Raw genomic sequence first — 18,647 nt, forward strand, 5'->3', positions numbered from 1 at the left:
CGCCCCACACCATACTCGGGGCGCGGGGGCATTCAGCTTTCGCGCCCTTTTTCAAAGCCCCGCGTTTTACCGCCCCGATCGCTGGAGCCCGCGATGTCCGACACCGCCAAAATCATCGGCTTTCTCCAGACCACCCATCCCTATGACGTGCTGCCGCAGGCCGAGCTCGAAGAGCTGTCCGCCTCCTTCTCGCGGAAAAGCTTTCGCGAAGGCGAGACGATCTATGCCCATGGCGATCTGCTCGAAGGGCTCTATCTGATCAAGGACGGATCGGTCGAGATCACCGACGTCAACGGCGGGCAGGTTTCGCTCCTGCAAAAATCCAACCATTTCGGCGAACGCGGATTGCTGCGCGACGGGGTGGCCGCCACAACGGCCACCGCCGCCACCGACTGCACGCTCCTGCTTCTGACGCCCGAGGCGTTTAAAACCGAAGTCGCGGCCAACGCCGCCTTCGCCCGCTATTTCAATCGCGGTCAGGCCCGGCCCAAAGCCGCCTCCGGCCTGATGACCCAACATGTCTCCGATCTCATGGCCCATGCGCCCGTGACCTGCTCGGAGACCACGCCCATCGCGGATTGCGCGCGGCTGATGCGCGACGAGAAAGTGTCCTCCGTGGCCGTGACCGAGGGCGAGCGCCTTCTGGGCCTCGTCACCGTGCGCGACATGACGAACAAGGTTCTGGCCGAGGGCCGCGACACCGCCCTTCCCGTTTCCACCATCATGGCCCGCGATCCGATCACCCTCGATCCCGGCGCGCTTGGCACCGATGTGATCCACGTCATGCTGGAAAACCACATCGGCCATCTGCCCATCGTCGAGGGCGGCAAATTCGTCGGCATGGTGACCCAGACCGACATCACCCGGTTCTTCGGCTCGTCGCAGACGCAAATGGTCTTCGATCTGAGCAACGCCAAAACCATCGCCGAGATGGCTGCCGTCACCGCCCGCCTGCCCGACTTCCTAATGCAGCTCGTCGGATCGCATCTCGCTCATGACATCGTCACCCGCAAGGTCACCGACATCGCCGACATCGTCACCCGGCGGCTTTTGAAAATGGCCGAAGAGGAATTCGGCCCGCCGCCCGTGCCCTATCTCTGGGCCGCCTGCGGGTCTCAAGGACGGCGCGAACAGACCGGCGTGTCGGATCAGGACAATTGCCTGATCGTCGACAATGCGGCCACAGACGCCGACATGGACTATTTCCGCCGTTTCGCGCGCTTCGTCTGCGACGGTCTGGACGCCTGCGGCTATGTCTATTGCCCCGGCGAAATGATGGCGATGACCGAACGCTGGTGCCAGCGTCTCTCCGTCTGGGAGGGCTATTTCAACAAATGGATCGCCGCCCCGGACAACGAAGCCCAGATGCTCGCCTCCGTCATGTACGACCTGCGCCCCATCGGCGGCGACGAGCGCCTGTTTGCGCCCTTGCAAAAGACCGCGCTTGAGGCGGCGTCGAAGAACTCCATCTTCGTCGCCCATATGATCTCCAACTCGCTCAAACACACCCCGCCTCTGGGCCTTTTGCGCGGTTTCGCCACGATCAAATCCGGCGAGCACCGCAATGCGCTCGACATGAAGGCCAACGGCGTCGTGCCCATCGTCGATCTCGGTCGGGTCTATGCGCTTCAGGGCAAGCTCCCCGCCGTCAACACCCGCGCCCGCATCGTCGGCGCCATCGAAGCCGGGATCATTTCGGAAACCGGCGGCAAAGACCTTTTGGCCGCCTATGACACCATCGCCACCGCCCGTCTCGAACATCAGGCGGCGCAGGTGCGCGACGGTCAAAAGCCCGACAATTTCCTGAGCCCCTCTGCGCTTCCGGCCTTCGAACGCTCTCACCTGCGCGATGCCTTTGTCATCGTGCGCACCATGCAATCCTCGCTCGGCTCCGCGTCCGCGCGCTCATAACAGAAGGGACCAATCCCCATGCTCCTCGAATTCATCGCCACGATTTCCGCCGGTGTCGGCGCCGCCGGTCTCATGGTCGCCCTGCGCAAATTCACCCGTGGCGGCCTGCCGAAATGGCTGGCCCCCGCCGCCGCCGGTCTCGCCATGCTCGCCTTCACCATCTGGTCGGATTACTCGTGGTTCGCCCGCGCACAGGCCACTCTGGGTCCCGACAAGATCGTCGCCACCTCGGTCGAAAAGCAACAGATCTGGCGACCCTGGACCTATGCCGCGCCCGTGACCACGCAGTTCATCGCGCTCGACAAAGCCAAGACCACGGTCGACGGCGCCATGGTCGGCACCGACATGTACCTCCTGTCCCGGCGCGGCGACAGCGCCATCGTGCCCGTCACCTTCGACTGCCTGATGTCGCGCCGCACCGATGCGCATGGCGAACTGACCGGCGCGGATTGGATCAGCATGGATCAAAACGATCCGATCCTGCGCACCGCCTGCGACCGGCTGAGGTAAAGGAACTCATCATGGCCGGACCGTCCCGCATCCTGCTTGTCGAAGACGAGGACAACATCGCCATCGCGGTCGAGGTCCTTTTGTCGCGTCTCGGTCATGACATACTGCGCGTCGCCGATGGCGATCAGGCCCTGCCGAACATCCGCGCACAAACGCCCGCTCTGGTGATCCTCGACGTGACCCTGCCCGGCCGGTCGGGCTACGAGATCTGTCAACAGATGCGCCGCGACCCTGCCCTCACCCCGATCCCCGTGCTGATGATGTCCGCCCGCTGTTCCGAGCCGGAGAAACGCAAGGGCTTCGCCATGGGGGCCGACGCTTTCCTGAGCAAGCCCTTCGCCACCGAGGACTTGCGCGGCACGGTCACACGACTGATCGAAGGAGGCCGCCATGAAACTTGAGCACTGGTCCCTGCGCCTTCGGGTCTTCCTGTTCTTCGCCTTCCTCGCCGTGGTCGCGATCTCCGGCGAGGCGGTCGGGCTCTATCTCGGCTTCACCCGGATGGACGATCCCGCAGCCCTCGGGGGCTTCGTCTTTGCCGGTGTCATCGCGGGCTTCGCCACATTGGCCGTCGTCGCTTGGGTCTGGTTCCTGTTCGACGAACATGTCGCCCGTCCGATCCAGCGCCTCGCGGGCGCGCTTCTGGCCCGCGCGCATGCCGATGTCGAGGAGGCGCTCGATGCCAAAACCGCGCGCTACCTCGGCGATCTCGCCCCGGCAGCACAGGCGGTGACCGCGAATCTCGCCGCCACCCGCAACAAACTCGCCGAAACCGTCGCGCAGGAAACCACGCGCCTGGTCGAGGAAAAGCAAAAGCTCACCGCCCTGTCCGCCGAGATGCCGCACGGCGTTGTGCTGTTGTCCGGCCTGCACAAGATCGCCTTTTACAACGGTGCGGCGGCGGAACTTCTGTCCGCCGATCATCCTCCCGGTCTCGATCATTCGATCTTCGATCTGTTGCGCGCCCGTCCGATCCTCTCCGCCTATGCACGGCTTTGCGCGGGCGAAGGCGGCGACGGCCATGTCCTGCCGCTCACCGTGGCGACCGTGCATGGCGCCGAGGTGCTCTCCGCCCGGATGCGTCTCATGCATGCCCCCGACGAGGGCGATATTTCCCCGCCCTATGTGCTCACGCTCGATGACGTCACCGCCGATCTGGCACTACATGCCGAGCGGGAGCGCCTTCTCTCCCGTCTCTTCGACCGGCTTCGTCCCTCGCTCACCGCGCTGCGTACCGCACTTGCCGCCCGCATGGAAGAGAACGGGCAGGACGATCCACGGCTCGACACCGCCCTCACCTCCGAGATCGAGCGCCTCACCGATGAGGTCGCGGCGCTCGATGCCGAATACGAAGCGCATAAATCCGACTGGTGGCCGATGGCACAGGTCCGCGCCAGCGAGCTTTGCGATGCGCTCACCGCCCAACTCGCCGAAGAGGACATCGCGCTTGCCGCCGACACGACCGACCCCATGGCCCTGACGCTCGATGCCGTGCAGATCGTCGCTTTGCTCGCACACATCGTTCGCCGCCTGTCCGCCGAAGGGGCGCGCGCCTTTTCCTTTCTGATCAGCCGCGACGAAGACGCAGGCGCAATGCTGGCATTGGGCTGGAGCGGCGAGCCGCTTTCGGTCGATCTTCTGGAAAACTGGCTCAGGGAACCGCTCGACGTCGGTCTCGCGGACATGAGCGGTCGCGCGATCCTGCGCGTTCACGGCACCGAAGCCTGGCCCGAATTCGGACGCGGCTCGCGCGCGGTTCTGAAACTGCCGATCCGCGAGGCGCGTCGGCTGCGCCGCAGTTTCGGCGACGGTCGTCGCACCGCCACCTACGATTTCGATCTGCTGAGCCGCACCCCGCCCAAAGAGTTGATGGACAGCCCGCTGTCCGATCTCGCCTATGTCGTCTTCGACACAGAAACCACCGGGCTCCTGCCCTCGCAAGGCGACGAGATTTGTCAGATCGCAGCGCTTCGCGTGGTCAACGGCAAGGTGGTCGAGACCGAAAGCCTCGATCAACTGGTGAACCCCGGGCGCGCTATCCCGCCCTCGGCCACCGCCGTGCATCACATCACCAACGAGATGGTGAAGGATGCGCCAAAGATCGACGTGGTCGGGCGGCAATTGCACAGTTTCGCGCGCGGGGCGGTTCTGGTCGCCCATAATGCGCCCTTCGATCTCGAATTCCTGCGCCGTCACGAGGCCGGGATCGGTGCGAAATTCACCAACCCGGTACTCGACACCGTGCTTTTGTCCGCCATCGTCTTCGGCCAGTCGGAAGAGCACACGCTCGATGCGATCTCCACGCGGCTCGGCGTGAAAATCCCGCCAGAGGCCCGGCATACCGCCATGGGCGACACGATCGCGACAGCAGAGGTGTTCATCAAACTGCTGCGCATGGCAGAGGAAAAAGGCATTCGCACCTTTGGTGACGCGCTCACCGAGATGCGCAAGCACAAGCGGTTGTTGCAGGACGCGAACGAGAGAACCGACGCCTAAAACAGCGCTCTGATCTGTCCCACCGTGCCCCGGTGATCGTAGAACGGCACATGATCGGGCGGCATCGCCCGCCCGAACGCCGCTTCGATCTCCGCCAGAACCACACGGGTCACAAACGGCAGATCAAAGCCCCGCGCACCGTGCAGCGTCACCCATTGCAGATGCGACAACTCATCCTCGGCGGCGGAAAAATCGTCGGCATCGCAATCGAGATGCGCCGCATTCACCAGGAAGAAACGCGCATCGAACCGCCGCGGCCGCCCCGGCGGCGTGATGGCGCGAAAGACGAATTGCAACTCCGCCACGGAGGGCAGCACCAACCCGGTTTCCTCCCGCAACTCCCGCAGCGCGGCATTGGCCAGCGCCGCGCCCAGCCCCGGCGCGCTCTCCGCCGACAGCCGTCTCTGCGTTACCGGATCGAGCGCCCCGGGCAGAGGCGCCTCAAAATCCGCCGCGTCCACGGCCCCGCCGGGAAACACGAACTTGCCGGGCATGAACACCGCACTGCGCCCGCGTTGCCCCATCAGGACACGCGGCCCTTCCGCGCCCTCGCGCAAAAGGATGACCGTGGCGGCATCGCGGATCGGAAGTTCACTGCTCATGCCAGCAACCCTACCCGGCTCTCACGGTTCGCGAAAGGCCTCACGCGATTTGTAGAGCGGTTTCAGAAGATATTGCAGAAAGGTCTTCGAGCCGGTGTGCAGTTCCACCTGCGCCCGCATGCCGGGCCGGATCTCGATCTTTTGCTGCCGCTCGGTAAGGCTGTCGAGATCGACCGTTGCCGTCACCCGGTAATAGGGCTGGGCATTCGGGTCGCGCTCGTCCTTGAACGTGTCGGCGGAGACCACCTGCACCGTCCCCTTGAGAGAGCCGTAAATCGTGTAATCATAGGCAGATAGCTTGATCGTCGCCTCCTGCCCCGGCTCGACATGGGCGATGTCCTCGGGCCGCACATGCGCTTCTATGAACAGCTCCTCGTCGACCGGAATGATCTGAACCAACTCCTCACCGGGGCGGATCACGCCACCGATGGTGGTCACCGTCAGGTTGTTGACGATGCCGCGCATCGGCGCGGTAATCACCGTCCGCCCCAACTGGTCCTGCGCCAGAGTCAGCGCCTGTTTTACCGAGGCCAGTTCCTTGAGCGTATCGGAATAATCCTCCGCCCGCTCAAGCTCCGCCTGCGTCACGATCTCGTTGTATTTGAGCTGTGCGTCCGAATGCGCCTTGCGCGCCCGCGTCACCTCGATGAGCGCCACGACGTTTTTCTTGAGCATGTCCTCCATCATCGAACGCTCCGCCTCGGCCTGTTTCAAAACCGCCATGGCCCCGTCCTTGCGCGCCAGATAATCGTCCACCCGCGCCGACAAAAGCGCCTTCTCGGAGGCCAGAACATTGGGCACACGGGCCGCAAGATCATCGGGCACGTCAAAGGCGTCCTCGCCCGCCATCTCCGCCTCAAGCCTAAGCCGCCGGACCTCCAAAGCATCCAGCTTTTCCTGGAGATCATCGGCGGAGGTGCGAAATTCCGTGCCCTGCAACCGCGCAAGCACCTGCCCCTGCTCGACCTCCTGCCCCTCATGGACCAAAAGCTCCGACAGGATTCCACCTTCGAGGTTCTGCACGATCTGTGGCCGGGACGAGGAAATCATCTGCCCGTCGGCGCGCACGATCTCGTCCACCCGCGCAATCGCCGCCCAGATCAGGAACAAAAGCACCACGAGCGCAGAGATTTTGATCACCCATCCGGGACGATCCATATCGCGGGCCAGAACATCGTCGAACGCCATTCTCACCCGTCCTTCCGGCTCAGATGCGCCATGACCTGCTCACGCGGTCCATCGACCTTGAGACGCCCCTGATGGAACACCATGCAGCGATCCGTGAGCCCTACGATGGGCATGCGATGCGTCGCGATGATCGCCGTGCGCCCGGCCAGCCAGCCCTGTAACCGCGCAACCAGCGCGCTCTCAAGCCCCTGATCCAGCGCGGCGGTCGGCTCGTCCAACAGGCACACGGAGGGGTTCTGCAACCACAACCGCGCCCAGCCGATGGACTGGCGCTGCCCGACCGAAAGCCCCTCGCCGCCGTCACGGATCTCAAGGTCGAGCCCCCGGTGATGCGACCTCACAAAGGCCCCAAGGCCTGCGAAATCCAGCGCCGCCAAGAGCCGGTCGTCGTCGCGCTCCAGCCCCCCAAGATTGAGGTTGTCGCGCAGCGTCCCGGCAAACAACCGCACGTCCTGCCCGAGATAGCCAACATTGCGGCGAATGTCGCGCGGGTCGATCTGGCTCATCTCGGCGGCATCGAGCAGGATGCGGCCCTGCGACGGCGCATAAAGCCCGGCCAGAAGTTTCAGGAATGTGCTTTTTCCCGATCCATTTGCGCCAAGAACCGCAATTCTCTGTCCTTGTTTTACATCGACAGCGGGCAGGTCCAGCGTCGGCGCGCCTTCCGCATCGTAGCGAAACTGCACCTCGCGCAGGGCATAATCCCCCCGAATCTCCGGACGGCGCAAAAAGTTGCGATCCTCGCCCGCATCCTGTGGCGCAGTGGCAATCGCGTCGAGCCCGTCGAGCGCGGTTTTGACATTCGTCCAGCGCGCCATGGTGCCCGACAGTTGCGTCAGAGGCGCCAAAGTTCGCGAGGTCAGAATCCCCGTCGCGATGATCGTCCCCACGGTGAATTCCCCCGCGAACACAAGATAGGTCCCCGCAACCACGGCGGACACATAGGTCAGTTGCTGCACCCCCTGCGACCAGAAGGTCAGCATGCCCGAGAGCTTGCGTTGCTCCGAGGATTTCGCCGCCGACAACAGGTTCAGCTCGTCCCAGATCCGCCGCACCCGCTCTTCGCCGCGCTGGGTCTTGATCGTATCAAGTTCGAACACCGCCTCATGCAATAGGCGCGATGCTCTGGCAGAGGCGCCCTGCGTCTCCTGCGTCAGCCGCATCATGCGTTTCTGCATGACATATCCCGGCACCACCATGATCACCGCGCCCAAAAGTAGGATGAACACCACCGGCCCGGCGATGGAAGCCACCAGCGCGAAGAACAGAAAGATGAACGGAATATCCGCCACCGAGCCGATGGTCGAGGCCGTGAAAAATTCCCGCACCGAACTGAATTCCCGCATCGCCGAGAACAGACCCGAAGGCGTCGTCGGGCGCGCATCGGAGCGCATACCCAACAGCCGCCCCATCAGCATCGACTGCACCCGCATCTCGATCTGCCGTCCCGCGCCATCCATCAACCGCGACCGCGCGAGCTTGAGAACGGCTTCAAGCGCAATCGCCATGACCGCACCCAGAGCCAGCACCCAAAGCGTCGCCTGCGACTGGTGCGGGATCACCCGGTCATAGACCTGAAGCGAAAACATCGCGACCGCGACGGCCAGCATATTGGCCACCAAGGAGCCCAGAGCGATCTCGCCGATCTGGCGTCTGAACGCACCAAACTGACCCCAGAACCAGTGTTTTTTTGACAAATCCGGCACATATTGCGCCGAAATCGTCTCCAATGTTTTCCCGGCCCGGACCAGCACCCCGGTGAAAAACGGCGCGAATTCCGCAAGCGACACATCCGCGCGCTGATCCGGCGCGGTGGTGTCATGGATGGTCAGCACATCGCCCTTTTGCTTGAGCACAAGAACGACATGCCCCGAAGACATATAGACCAGCGCCGGCCAGAGCTTCGCCGTCAGAGCGCCCGGACGCGCCAGTTCGGCGGTCAGCCCCGTGCCCCGCACGGCGCGCAACATCGCCTCGGGAGGGATCTCCGCGCCGGTCTGATCGGCAAGGCTCTCGATGATGTCGGAGACCATCGCCCGTTGCCCGAGATGACTGGCCAGCGCCACGACCAGTTCGGCGCGCTGAATGATCTGCCGCGAAAACACCGGCTGGGCCAAGGGCGGCATGGCAGGCTCCGGCATCGGTTCCGCAACGGCTGAGGGCACGACTGCCATCTCCGGGGTCGCGCCCGGCGCAGGCATGGGCGCAGCCTCATGAACCGGCTCCCGCAGCTTTGCAGCAGCCGTGATCCCGGCGGTCGCATCCGCAGCCTGGCGTGCGCGCTCCAGCCTCTGTGCCTTCGCCGTCTCACGTCCCTCACGCTCGGCCTCGATCTCCCGCACACGTGCCGTTTCACGCTCCTGCGCCGCGCGCGTCGCCTCGGCCGCCTTGCGCCGGAGCGCCTCTTTGGCGGCCTGTTTCTTCGCCTCGACCGGATCGCTGGAAAGCTTAGGTTGCGCGGGCCGCGCCTCCACCTTCGGCGCGCCGAGATGCACCGTCAGAGGCGCGGGCGCTTTCGGATGGTTCGACACATCCTCAGGCACCTTGGGGCGCGCCGTGCTCAGGGTAAAGGCAAGTTTCGGGGACCGGCTCAAATCGCCCTCCCCTCGGCCAAGGCCCCTTTGTCGCGTGCGATCTCCAACTCGGTCAGAGCGATTTCGTATTTGAGATCGATATGTTTGAGCTCCTCGCGGATCATCTGCTCATAGACGTTCAGCACATCCATGACGGATTTCTGACCGGCTTCGAACTGATCCTGAAAAATCCGGTAATTGGCGCGGGTCTGCTGCACCAGATCGGCGGCGTCCCGCTCCTGACGGCGCAGCGCCGTCAAATGGCTTTCGGCCCGCGCGGCGCGGCGGGCGGCGGTTTCCTGCGCCTGCGCGACCGTGGCCTGAGCCGCCGCCTCACGCGCCCGGCTCGCTTCCATCTCGGCGGCGGTGCCCAGCCCCAGCCCGCCGCCTTCATAGCCAAGCCCCGAACTGTCCGATTGTCCGAGCAAGGTCGAAGCACTCAGCGTCGGCAACATCGCGGCCCGTTCCGCCTGTGCCTCGGCAACGGTACGTTTCGCCTCCGCCTCGGCGCGCAACACATCGAGAGGGATCAGCGCGCCCGACGGGGCCGCAATCCCCGTGGCCTGCTCCAGCACCGGAAGCGCCGCACCGCCGGTCAGTGTCGCAAGCTCCTCGCGCGCGCTGGTTTCGGCCTCGCGATGGGTGCGTGCCTCATGTTCCATTTCCGAGATGATAGACCCGACCACGCGCTGGTCCGACAGGCTCGACGCCCCGCCCTTGACGCGTTCGGTCACTACCCGGTTGAACTCGCGCATCCGGCCCAGACCGCGCTCGGCCATATCCGCCTTTTCGCGCGCCTCGGAAATCGTGATGTAAAGCGTCAGCCCCTCATAGACCCGGTCGTTCATGTCCTGCGACAGGGCGACGGCGGAGACCTCGACATCGGCGGCGGCAAAGGCGCGTTCCGCCTTGCGCTTGCCATTGTCATAAAGCGTCGCCTCGACCAGCAACCCGCCCGCCAGCTTGCCCAGAGAACTGAGCGAAATGTCCGGTCCGATGGTCGGCAGCCAGTTCTTCTCCCGCGCCACCGCGCGCATTTTCGAGGCCCGAAGCTCCGCCTGCGCCAGCCCCGAGGAGGTGGCGAGTACGGCGGAGGCAACCTGCCCGTAAGCGGAACCTGCGGGCAGGACCGACGGACGCGCCAAGAGATCGGAAATCAGCGGAGAACCCTCGCCTTCATTGGCGTCGGACAGGGCGTGGTCGGAGACCGGGGCTTGTCCCGATCCGCTGTCGAACCGGTCGGTCTTGAACATTGCAACCGGAGACAGGCCGGCCCCTGTGCCGCCGACACAGCCACCCAGCCCCATGGCGGAGACCAAAAGCGCACCGATCGCGATGCCGAACTGTGGTCGCACGCTCATGCCCTTGTTGCTCCTCACCTCCGTTGCCATACGGGCGGGATGCCCCCGCCCGTAGTCGGCCTGCCTCAGGGCAGAACGACTTCGATGTCGTGATCGACCAACACCTGATCGTCGCCCAGCGTATAGATGTCATAGGTGTTGCCATCCTCGGTCACGCTGCCGGAGAGTGTTGCGCTCTCCTCGAACACCACACGATCGTCTTCGCCACCGTGAATGGTCAGCGTGCCCTCTTCGCCCAGAAGCCGGTCGAGATCGGCGGAAGACAGGCTCACTTCGCCACCGTTGACGAACTGAAGATCAATCGCGCCGAGGTCGAACTGATCGAGGCCGGAATTGTCGAGATCCACTTCGAAATAGGCGCCATCGGGCCGTTCGTTCGTCGTATCGAGCACCAGAAGCGTGTCAGAGCTGTTCCCCGCCGCATCTTCGGCGGTGATGACGATCTGATCGCCGTTCGACACATGCTCACCGAAGCTCACGAACAGCGTGTCGCCGAGATCGGTATCCGTATGCGTGATCGCGCTGACCGTTCCGCTCTCGTCCAGGGCATAGACCGACATCTCGTCGCCCGTGTCGGTGACCATGACGGACCCGACCCCGTCGACATAGCGCATGACACCTTCGATACCGGTGCTGTCGATCTCCGTGTCGACGGTGATCGTCGTGGTCTCCGACAGGGTGTTGCCCGCCGCATCGGTCGCCGTCACCACGACATCGGTCTCGTAAGTGCCTTCGGCAATCTCACCCGAGGCAAAGGTCACGCTCCAGTTGCCATCCGCATCGACACTGGCCTGGCGGGTCACCCCCTCCAGCGTCACATAAACGGTGGAGCCGACCTCCACGATCCCGGTCAGGGTCGCGCCGTCATTGATTTCCTCGAGGTTGAGATAGAGATCGCCCCCCGCATCCGCCGAAAGCTCCAGCGCGTTCACATAGGTGTCGTAGCTCAGCGTCTCGGTCAGGGTCGATGTGTTGCCCGCCGGATCGGTCGCGGTGACCGACACATCCGCCGATCCTTCGCCCGACGGCAGCGCCGAGGCCGGGATCGCAGCGCTCCAGTTGCCTGAGGCATCGACCGTGGCGGTGTAGCTCTGGCCATTGAAGGACAGCACCACGGTGGACCCCACCTCGACCGTGCCCGAGAGCACGACGCCGGAGCTTGCTTCCGCCGCGTTGATCACGCCATCCGCGCCACCCTGTACGCCGGTTTCCGCGAAATTCGACACATAGGTGTCGATCTCCACCGCCGCCTGCACGGAGGCGGTGTTGCCCGCCGCGTCGGTCAGCGTTGCGGTGACCGTGCTGTCATACTCGCCCGCCGTGATTTCGGAGGCGGCGAAGAAGGCCGAATAGGTGCCGTCCGTCGTCGAGGTCACCGTGTGCGAGACCCCCGCCAGCGCCACGGTCACGGTTTCGCCCGCCGTCGCCGTGCCTGTGATCCAGACCCCGTCGGAGGCCTCGGTGGCGTTGATCACATTGTCCCCCTCGATCGGCGTCGTCAGCGTGATATTGCCCGCAACCGTGTCGACATGCACCACGCTGGTGCTGCTCGCCGTATTGCCCACCGCATCGGTGGCAACGGCGGTCAGGGTGGTATCATATTCACCGCCCGCCAGCGTTCCCGCCGCATAGCTCGCGGTCCAGGTGCCAGTGTCATCGGCCATGGTGGTGACCGACACGCCTGCCAGCGTCACAACGACCGTCGCCCCCGCTTCCGCCGTGCCGGTAAAGCTCATCGTCTGCTGGCTCTCGGAAAGGTTGACGGTCTCATCGCCGCCGGAATGGCCCGCATCAATCGCAACGCCCGTGGTGGTGTCGATGTGGAACGTGCCGGTCGCGGATGTGCTGTTCCCGGCCAGGTCGGTCGAGGTCGCGGTGACCTCCGTGCTGTAGGTGCCTTCCGGCAACGTGCCGCTCTCATAGGTCACCAACCACGATCCGTCCTCCGTCACGGTCGTCGTGCGCGACACACCCTCGACCGTCACCGTGACCGACGCCCCCGCCTCGCCCGTGCCCGTGAGCGTCACACCGCCAGCCATTTCGGAGGCATTCACCGTGCCGTCGCCGCCCGCGCTGTCGTCGTCCACGGTCAGCGAGGTCTCAAGGTCGATGGAAATCTCATGCGTGTAGGTCGCGGCATTGCCATAGGCATCGGTGACCGTCGCGGTGACCGTGCTGTCATAAGTGCCCGCGGGCAGGCTGCTGCCATCGAAGGTCACCGACCAGGTGCCATCTTCCGCCACGGTGGTCTCGACCGTCTGACCTTCGAGCTCGACCACCACGGTCGCGCCCGCTTCGGACTGGCCGGAGACGATCACATCGTCGGAGGCTTCCGCGATATTGACCACATCGTCGCCCTCGACCGTGTCGAAACTCAGATCCTCCGCCTCGGTGTCCACGACCAGCGTGTCTGTCACCGTGGTCGAGTTCCCCGCCGCGTCCGTCGCCGTGACGGTGACGCCGGTGGTGTATTCGCCCGTGTCGATGGAGCCGCTCTCGAAGGTCGTGCTCCAGGTGCCGTCCGTGCCGACCACGACCGTTTGCGTCGTCCCGTTGATCTCGACCGTGACCGTGGCCCCAACCTCGCCCTCACCGGAAATCACATAGCTGCCGCTGTCGTAAATCGCGCCGTTCACATAGTCGCCGGAGCTTTCCACGCCCGACAGGATCGACACATCCGGCGCCGTCGTGTCGGCATTGCCATTGCCGCCCTTGCCGCCGCCATCGCCATCCAGCAGGTCGTCCACGACCGCAATCCCGGCCACACCGGCCGCCGCCACCCCTGCACCGCCGAGCCAGCCGAACCCTGCCGCCGCAATCGGCGCGACCACCGGCTCGACCCGTTCGAGATCGAGGAAGGCAAGCTGATCATATTCGCTCCATTTGCCGCTCAGGTCGATGTCCTGATACCCCGCGACAAGCGGTCCTTCGCCCTCGTCCACGAAATCGACCCGGGTCATCGCCCCGTGCTCGGAGAGCAGCAACTCATGCTCGCCCTCGAAATAGCCTTCAAGAACAATCGTCTTGCCACCGACAAGCCCGATCACCAGATCGCCGCCCTGACGGGTATAACCGCTGACCGCGGCGCTCGACATGTTCAAAGAGATATCTTCGACGTCCTGAACCGCGATCACTTCGCTGTTGCCGGACAAGGAAAGCGTGCCTGTGCTAACGCTGCCCGCATGATCGCGGACGGAATATTGCAATCCCAACATTTTACCAATTCACTTCTGCTCGAGGAACATCCGCGTCCGGGGAAATCCGCCGCGGCTTTTCGTTTCTGTCGCGCAGAAATTACGGGAAAGGCGATTCTCAGGCTAGGGGAGAAATGCACAGCCGTTAACCATTTTGACCTTTTCGCCACAAAATCAACGCAAGGTTGTGGCTCCCCCTCCAGATGTTGCGAAATGGCCAAGATATTGCAGCCACGCCGCAACTACCGCCCTTCCAGCCGATTCAAAATGCCGCAGCCATCCGTCGCAGCCTGAGCGCATTCGACACCACGAACACCGAAGACATCGCCATCGCACCCGCCCCCAGCATCGGCGAAAGCTGAAGTCCGAACCCGGGATAGAGCACGCCTGCCGCCACCGGGATCAGCACCGCGTTATAGGCAAAGGCCCAGAACAGGTTCTGCCGGATGTTCACCATGGTCTTGTGGCTGACGTCATAGGCGGTCACCACCGCCGACGGGTCACCGCCCATCAACACTACATCCGCCGCCTCGATCGCGACATCCGTGCCGGTCCCGACCGCGATGCCGACATCCGCCGAGGCCAGCGCCGGCGCGTCGTTGATCCCGTCACCGACGAAACCGACCGCGCCATGGGTCTCCTTGAGCGCCGCGACGATCTTGGCCTTGCCCTTGGGCAGCACCTCTGCCTCGACATGATCAATCCCGAGATCCCGCGCGATCACTTCGGCGGCGCGGCGGGTATCCCCCGACACCATCGCCACCTTGATGCCGCGCGCATGAAGCGCCTCGACCGCCTTGCGCGAAGCGGGCCGCACCGGATCGGAAATCCCGATCACCATCACCGCCACGCCATTGCGGGCCACAAGAACCGGCGTGCGCCCCCGGTCTGCCAGCGCCGCCAACGGCACCTCGAACGGCGCGGTGTCGATCTTTTCGCGGGTCATCAGCCGCATGTTCCCGACATGCAGCGTCACGTCGCCGATCTCCGCCTTGATCCCGTGCCCGGCAATCGCCCGTGCCTTGTCGACCTGCGGCAAAACCAGCCCCCGCGTCTCGGCGGCACGCTCGATGGCCCGCGCGATGGGATGTTCGGATTTCGCCTCGACCGCCGCGACCTCGGAAAGAAGCGCGTCTTCCTCGCCCGCCAGAACCGTCACCTCGGTCACATCCGGACGGCCCTCGGTCAGCGTGCCGGTCTTGTCAAAGGCAATCACCTTGACCTCCTGCAAGCCCTGCAACGCATCACCCTTGCGAAACAACACGCCAAGCTCGGCGGCCCGCCCGGTGCCCACCATGATCGAGGTCGGCGTTGCCAACCCCATGGCACAGGGGCAGGCAATGATCAGCACCGCAACGCCCGCGACCAGAGCATGCGCCAGCGCAGGCTCCGGCCCGAAGATCAGCCAGACCAGCACGGTCAGCGCCGCCAGCCCCATCACGACCGGAACGAAATACATCGTCACCTTGTCGACCATCGACTGGATCGGCAGTTTCGCACCCTGCGCGTCCTCGACCATGCGAATGATCTGCGCCAGCATGGTGTCGGCGCCGACCTTTTCGGCCAGATAGGTCATCGTGCCTTCGCCATTGACCGTGCCCGCGATCACCGGCGATCCTTCGGCTTTCGCCACCGGAAGCGGTTCGCCCGAAATCATCGCCTCATCGACATGGCTGTCGCCCGACAAAACCTTGCCGTCCACCGCGATCTTCTCGCCCGGACGCAGGTGCAGCACATCGCCCACCTTGATCTCTTCGATCGGAACCTCGACCACCGCGCCGTTCCGCTCGACCCGCGCGGTCTTGGCCCGCATCCCCGCAAGTTTGCGGATCGCCTCGCCCGTGCGCCCCTTGGCCCGCGCCTCAAGCCAGCGACCCAGCAGGATCAGGGTCACGATCACGGCGGCAGCTTCGAAATAGACGTTCTGCGCGCCCATCGGCACGGCACGGGGCCAGAAGGTCACCACCGTCGAAAACAGATAGGCCGCGCCTGCGCCCAGCGCGACCAGCGCGTTCATATCCGGCCCGCCCTTCAGGAGCGCAGGAATGCCCTTGGCAAAGAACACCCGCCCCGGCACCGCAAGGATCACCGTCGTCAAGGCAAATTGCACCATCCGCCAGAGCCATTCCGGCACGGACATCATCCACCAATGATGCAGAGCCGGGATCAGATGCCCGCCCATCTCGATCAGGAAAATCGGCAGGGTCAGCACAGCGGCGAGGATCAGCTTGCCGCGGATCTCCCGCGCTTCGCTTTCCTTGCGGTTCACCGGTTCGGCCGTCGTATCGACCCGCGGCTTTGCCTCATAGCCCGCCCCGGCGATGGCCTTGGTCAGGCTTTCGGCATCCTGCACGCCCGTCAGATACGTCACCGTCGCCGTCTCGGTCGCGAGATTGACGGAGGCTGCCGTCACCCCCTCGACCGCCTGCAAGGCCCGTTCGACCCGCCCGACACAGGAGGCGCAGGTCATGCCCTGCACATCGAACGTCAGTTCCTCCACCCGCGCCGGATAGCCCGCCTTGTTGAGCACCTCGACCAGACGCGCCACATCGACACCGTCGCCGAAGCGCACATCCGCCGTTTCGGTCGCAAGATTCACATTGGCCGCCTCAACGCCCTCCGTCCCCTTCAAAGCGCGCTCGACACGCCCCACACAGGAGGCGCAGGTCATACCTTCGACGGAGAAACGGGTGCTGTGCATCTTTTCCACTCTGGTCTTCTGACGGATCGGAGTTAGATATAGTGCAGAGCCACGGCGCGTTCGAGCGATCCGTGCGGTTTTCTCAAACAAGGGTCTAAAATATGTCCGTCTTTTCCGTTCCCAACATGACCTGCGGCCATTGCAAGGCCGCCATCACCGAAGCGCTCGAAGCCATCGACGACACGGTCGAGATCGAGGCCGATATGAACGCGCACGAAATCGACGTCTTTTCTGAGGCCGGCGACGAGGCCATTCTCGACGCGCTGAAAAAGGCGGGCTACCCGGCCGAACTCAAAAGCTGATCGACGCCAGCGCCCCATTGCAACCCCGTGCCCCCCGCGCCATAACGGTGTGACACGAGGGAGGCACGGATGAGCGCACAGGCGGGGATCTTCGACGGGACGGAGCTATGGCTCTGGGATCTCGAAAGCGCCTCCTCCGCCCCGCTCCTCTCCGAAGCCACGGAGCGCAGCGGCCTTTCTGTCATCGCAGGCACCTCTGCACCCGCCCGCAATCTGCCCTGCACCGCCCTGCCCGACGCTCTGCCCTCTCCCGACATCCCGCCGCTGTCGCAGGATCATCCCCGCACCGTCACACAGGGCGAAGAGGTGACGCTGGCCGGGTTCATCGCGCAAAATCCGAAATTCGACGGCATCCTCTGCCTGCCCTCCGCCACGTCGACCCTCTGGGCCCATGCCAGCGCCGAGGAAATCGTCTCCATGCGGCGGTTTCTGACCGGCACCATGGTGAGCGCCGCCTTCGACGGGCTGACACTCGGCGACCCAGAGGCCTTTACCGAGGCGCTTTCCGACACCATGTCCCGCCCGGAACATGCCGCGCTGCGGCTTGCCACCCTGAAAACCCAACGCGATCTGGACGAGATCACCCCCACAGAGGCCGCCTCCCGCGCCACAGCCGCAATGATCGGCGCCGAACTGGCCGCCACGCGGGCCTATTGGCTTGGCCAACCCGTGGCCATCATCGCCCCCGCTCCCCTCCGCGCCCCCTATCGCGCCGCATTGGAGAGCCAGTTCGTTCCGGTCTCACAGGCAGATGGCAATGTCATGACCCTCGCCGGGCTCAGATTGGCCCGCGAAAGGCGGCGCGCATGAAGGAACTTTTCGGTCATCTGAAAGACGGGCGCCGCGTCGACGCGATCACACTGACCGCTGGTGATCTGAGCGTCACCATTCTGTCCTATGGCGCAATCCTCAACGACGTGCGCCTGCGCGGCGTGCCCTATGGGCTGACGCTCGGCGGATCGGAAATTGCCGCCTATGAACACGGACCAATGGAGTATTTCGGTGCCATCGTCGGCCCGGTTGCCAACCGGATTTCCGGCGCGCGGGCGGAGCTTGACGGGCGGGAACTGGGGTTCGAAGCCAACGAGGGCGAGACGCTCCTGCATGGCGGCCCCCAAGGGCTGCATACCGAGCTGTGGAAGATCGCCGCCCTGAGCGCCACCTCCGTGACGCTGACCCTGACCCTGCCCGACGGCAAGGGCGGCTTTCCCGGCAACCGCCTGATCACCGCGCGCTATACGGTCGAGGCCCCCGCGACGCTTCGTCTTGAACTCACCGCCACCACCGATGCGCCGACGCTTTTGAACCTCGCCAACCATTCCTATTGGAACCTCGACGGCACGGCGACCACCGACGGCCATTGGCTTCAGGTCTTCGCCGACCGCTACACCCCGGTCGACGGTCGGATGATCCCCACCGGCGTGCTGGACGTCAGCGGCACGGGTTTCGATCTGAGCGAAGGCCATGTGCTGCGCCCCTCGGACGCCCAGCGCTATGACCACAATTTCTGCCTTGCGGACGGGCCGGGCAAGATGAAACCCGCTGCGATCCTGCGCGGCACCAGCGGCGTAACGCTGCGCATGAACACGACCGAACCGGGGCTTCAGGTCTTCGACGCCGCTCCCATCGGCAGCGGCGAGATGAACGGCCATCGCGGCGTGCCCGAGGTCGGATTTTGCGGCGTGGCGCTTGAGGCCCAGCGCTGGCCGGATGCGCCGAACCGCTCCGATTTTCCTTCGGTCCGTCTCGATCCCGAAGACACCTACCAGCAGGAAACCCGCTGGTCCTTCTCAAAGAAATAAGGCGGGG

At 64.5% G+C, this 18,647-nt stretch carries 13 protein-coding genes; 7 read left to right on the forward strand and 6 right to left on the reverse strand.

The features are described from left to right. Nucleotides 1–93: 93 nt before the first annotated feature. From CEW89_RS10260 to CEW89_RS21025, 4 genes are read left to right on the forward strand one after another with little or no spacing between them, the layout of a single operon-like run. Nucleotides 94–1,911: a DUF294 nucleotidyltransferase-like domain-containing protein gene (locus CEW89_RS10260; RefSeq protein WP_096805837.1), complete on the forward strand. Its 1,818-nt coding sequence runs from the start codon at nt 94–96 to the stop codon at nt 1,909–1,911. 18 nt (nt 1,912–1,929) lie between these two features. Then, a complete protein-coding gene (locus CEW89_RS10265; RefSeq protein WP_096805838.1) occupies nt 1,930–2,421 on the forward strand; it encodes a hypothetical protein in 492 nt (163 codons plus the stop codon). Nucleotides 2,422–2,432: 11 nt separating this feature from the next. After that, on the forward strand, nt 2,433–2,822 hold the full coding sequence (locus CEW89_RS10270; protein WP_096805839.1) for a response regulator transcription factor: 390 nt from the start codon (nt 2,433–2,435) through the stop codon (nt 2,820–2,822). Next, nucleotides 2,812–4,917 carry a 3'-5' exonuclease gene (locus CEW89_RS21025; RefSeq protein WP_096805840.1) on the forward strand — a complete coding sequence of 702 codons (2,106 nt, stop codon included), beginning with the start codon at nt 2,812–2,814 and terminating at the stop codon, nt 4,915–4,917. The genes CEW89_RS10270 and CEW89_RS21025 overlap by 11 nt, the downstream gene beginning before the upstream one ends. Here CEW89_RS21025 and CEW89_RS10280 read toward each other — a convergent pair. The 6 genes from CEW89_RS10280 to CEW89_RS10305 all read right to left on the reverse strand — a co-directional run bounded on the left by CEW89_RS10280 (nt 4,914) and on the right by CEW89_RS10305 (nt 16,536). Continuing rightward, nucleotides 4,914–5,519: an NUDIX hydrolase gene (locus tag CEW89_RS10280; RefSeq protein ID WP_096805841.1), complete on the reverse strand. Its 606-nt coding sequence runs from the start codon at nt 5,517–5,519 to the stop codon at nt 4,914–4,916. The genes CEW89_RS21025 and CEW89_RS10280 overlap by 4 nt on opposite strands. Before the next feature lie 21 nt (nt 5,520–5,540). After that, the gene (locus tag CEW89_RS10285; protein ID WP_096805842.1) at nt 5,541–6,707 is read right to left on the reverse strand and encodes an HlyD family type I secretion periplasmic adaptor subunit; all 1,167 of its coding nucleotides are present in this window, start codon (nt 6,705–6,707) and stop codon (nt 5,541–5,543) included. A 2-nt stretch (nt 6,708–6,709) separates the two neighbouring features. Continuing rightward, nucleotides 6,710–8,848 (reverse strand): ATP-binding cassette domain-containing protein, encoded by a 2,139-nt coding sequence (locus tag CEW89_RS10290; protein ID WP_244906209.1) that lies wholly within the window; start codon nt 8,846–8,848, stop codon nt 6,710–6,712. A 449-nt stretch (nt 8,849–9,297) separates the two neighbouring features. Beyond that, nucleotides 9,298–10,641: a TolC family protein gene (locus CEW89_RS10295; protein ID WP_198403404.1), complete on the reverse strand. Its 1,344-nt coding sequence runs from the start codon at nt 10,639–10,641 to the stop codon at nt 9,298–9,300. Between the two features lie 65 nt (nt 10,642–10,706). Next, entirely contained in the window at nt 10,707–13,856 is a 3,150-nt protein-coding gene (locus CEW89_RS10300; RefSeq protein WP_096805844.1) for an Ig-like domain-containing protein, read from the reverse strand. A 241-nt stretch (nt 13,857–14,097) separates the two neighbouring features. After that, entirely contained in the window at nt 14,098–16,536 is a 2,439-nt protein-coding gene (locus tag CEW89_RS10305; RefSeq protein ID WP_096807202.1) for a heavy metal translocating P-type ATPase, read from the reverse strand. Between the two features lie 101 nt (nt 16,537–16,637). Here CEW89_RS10305 and CEW89_RS10310 point away from each other — a divergent pair, with 101 nt between their 5' ends. The 3 genes from CEW89_RS10310 (at nt 16,638) to CEW89_RS10320 (ending at nt 18,640) form a co-directional block, all read left to right on the forward strand. Continuing rightward, nucleotides 16,638–16,838 (forward strand): heavy-metal-associated domain-containing protein, encoded by a 201-nt coding sequence (locus CEW89_RS10310; RefSeq protein WP_066702916.1) that lies wholly within the window; start codon nt 16,638–16,640, stop codon nt 16,836–16,838. A gap of 69 nt (nt 16,839–16,907) precedes the next feature. Next, nucleotides 16,908–17,648, forward strand: coding sequence for a 2-dehydro-3-deoxygalactonokinase (locus CEW89_RS10315; protein ID WP_096805845.1), 741 nt, complete (start codon nt 16,908–16,910; stop codon nt 17,646–17,648). After that, nucleotides 17,645–18,640: an aldose epimerase family protein gene (locus CEW89_RS10320; RefSeq protein WP_096805846.1), complete on the forward strand. Its 996-nt coding sequence runs from the start codon at nt 17,645–17,647 to the stop codon at nt 18,638–18,640. Before CEW89_RS10315 ends, CEW89_RS10320 begins: the two co-directional genes overlap by 4 nt. Nucleotides 18,641–18,647 lie beyond the last annotated feature (7 nt).

Source organism: Celeribacter ethanolicus (genome assembly GCF_002407265.1).
In the GTDB taxonomy this organism is placed as follows: Bacteria; Pseudomonadota; Alphaproteobacteria; order Rhodobacterales; family Rhodobacteraceae; genus Celeribacter; species Celeribacter ethanolicus.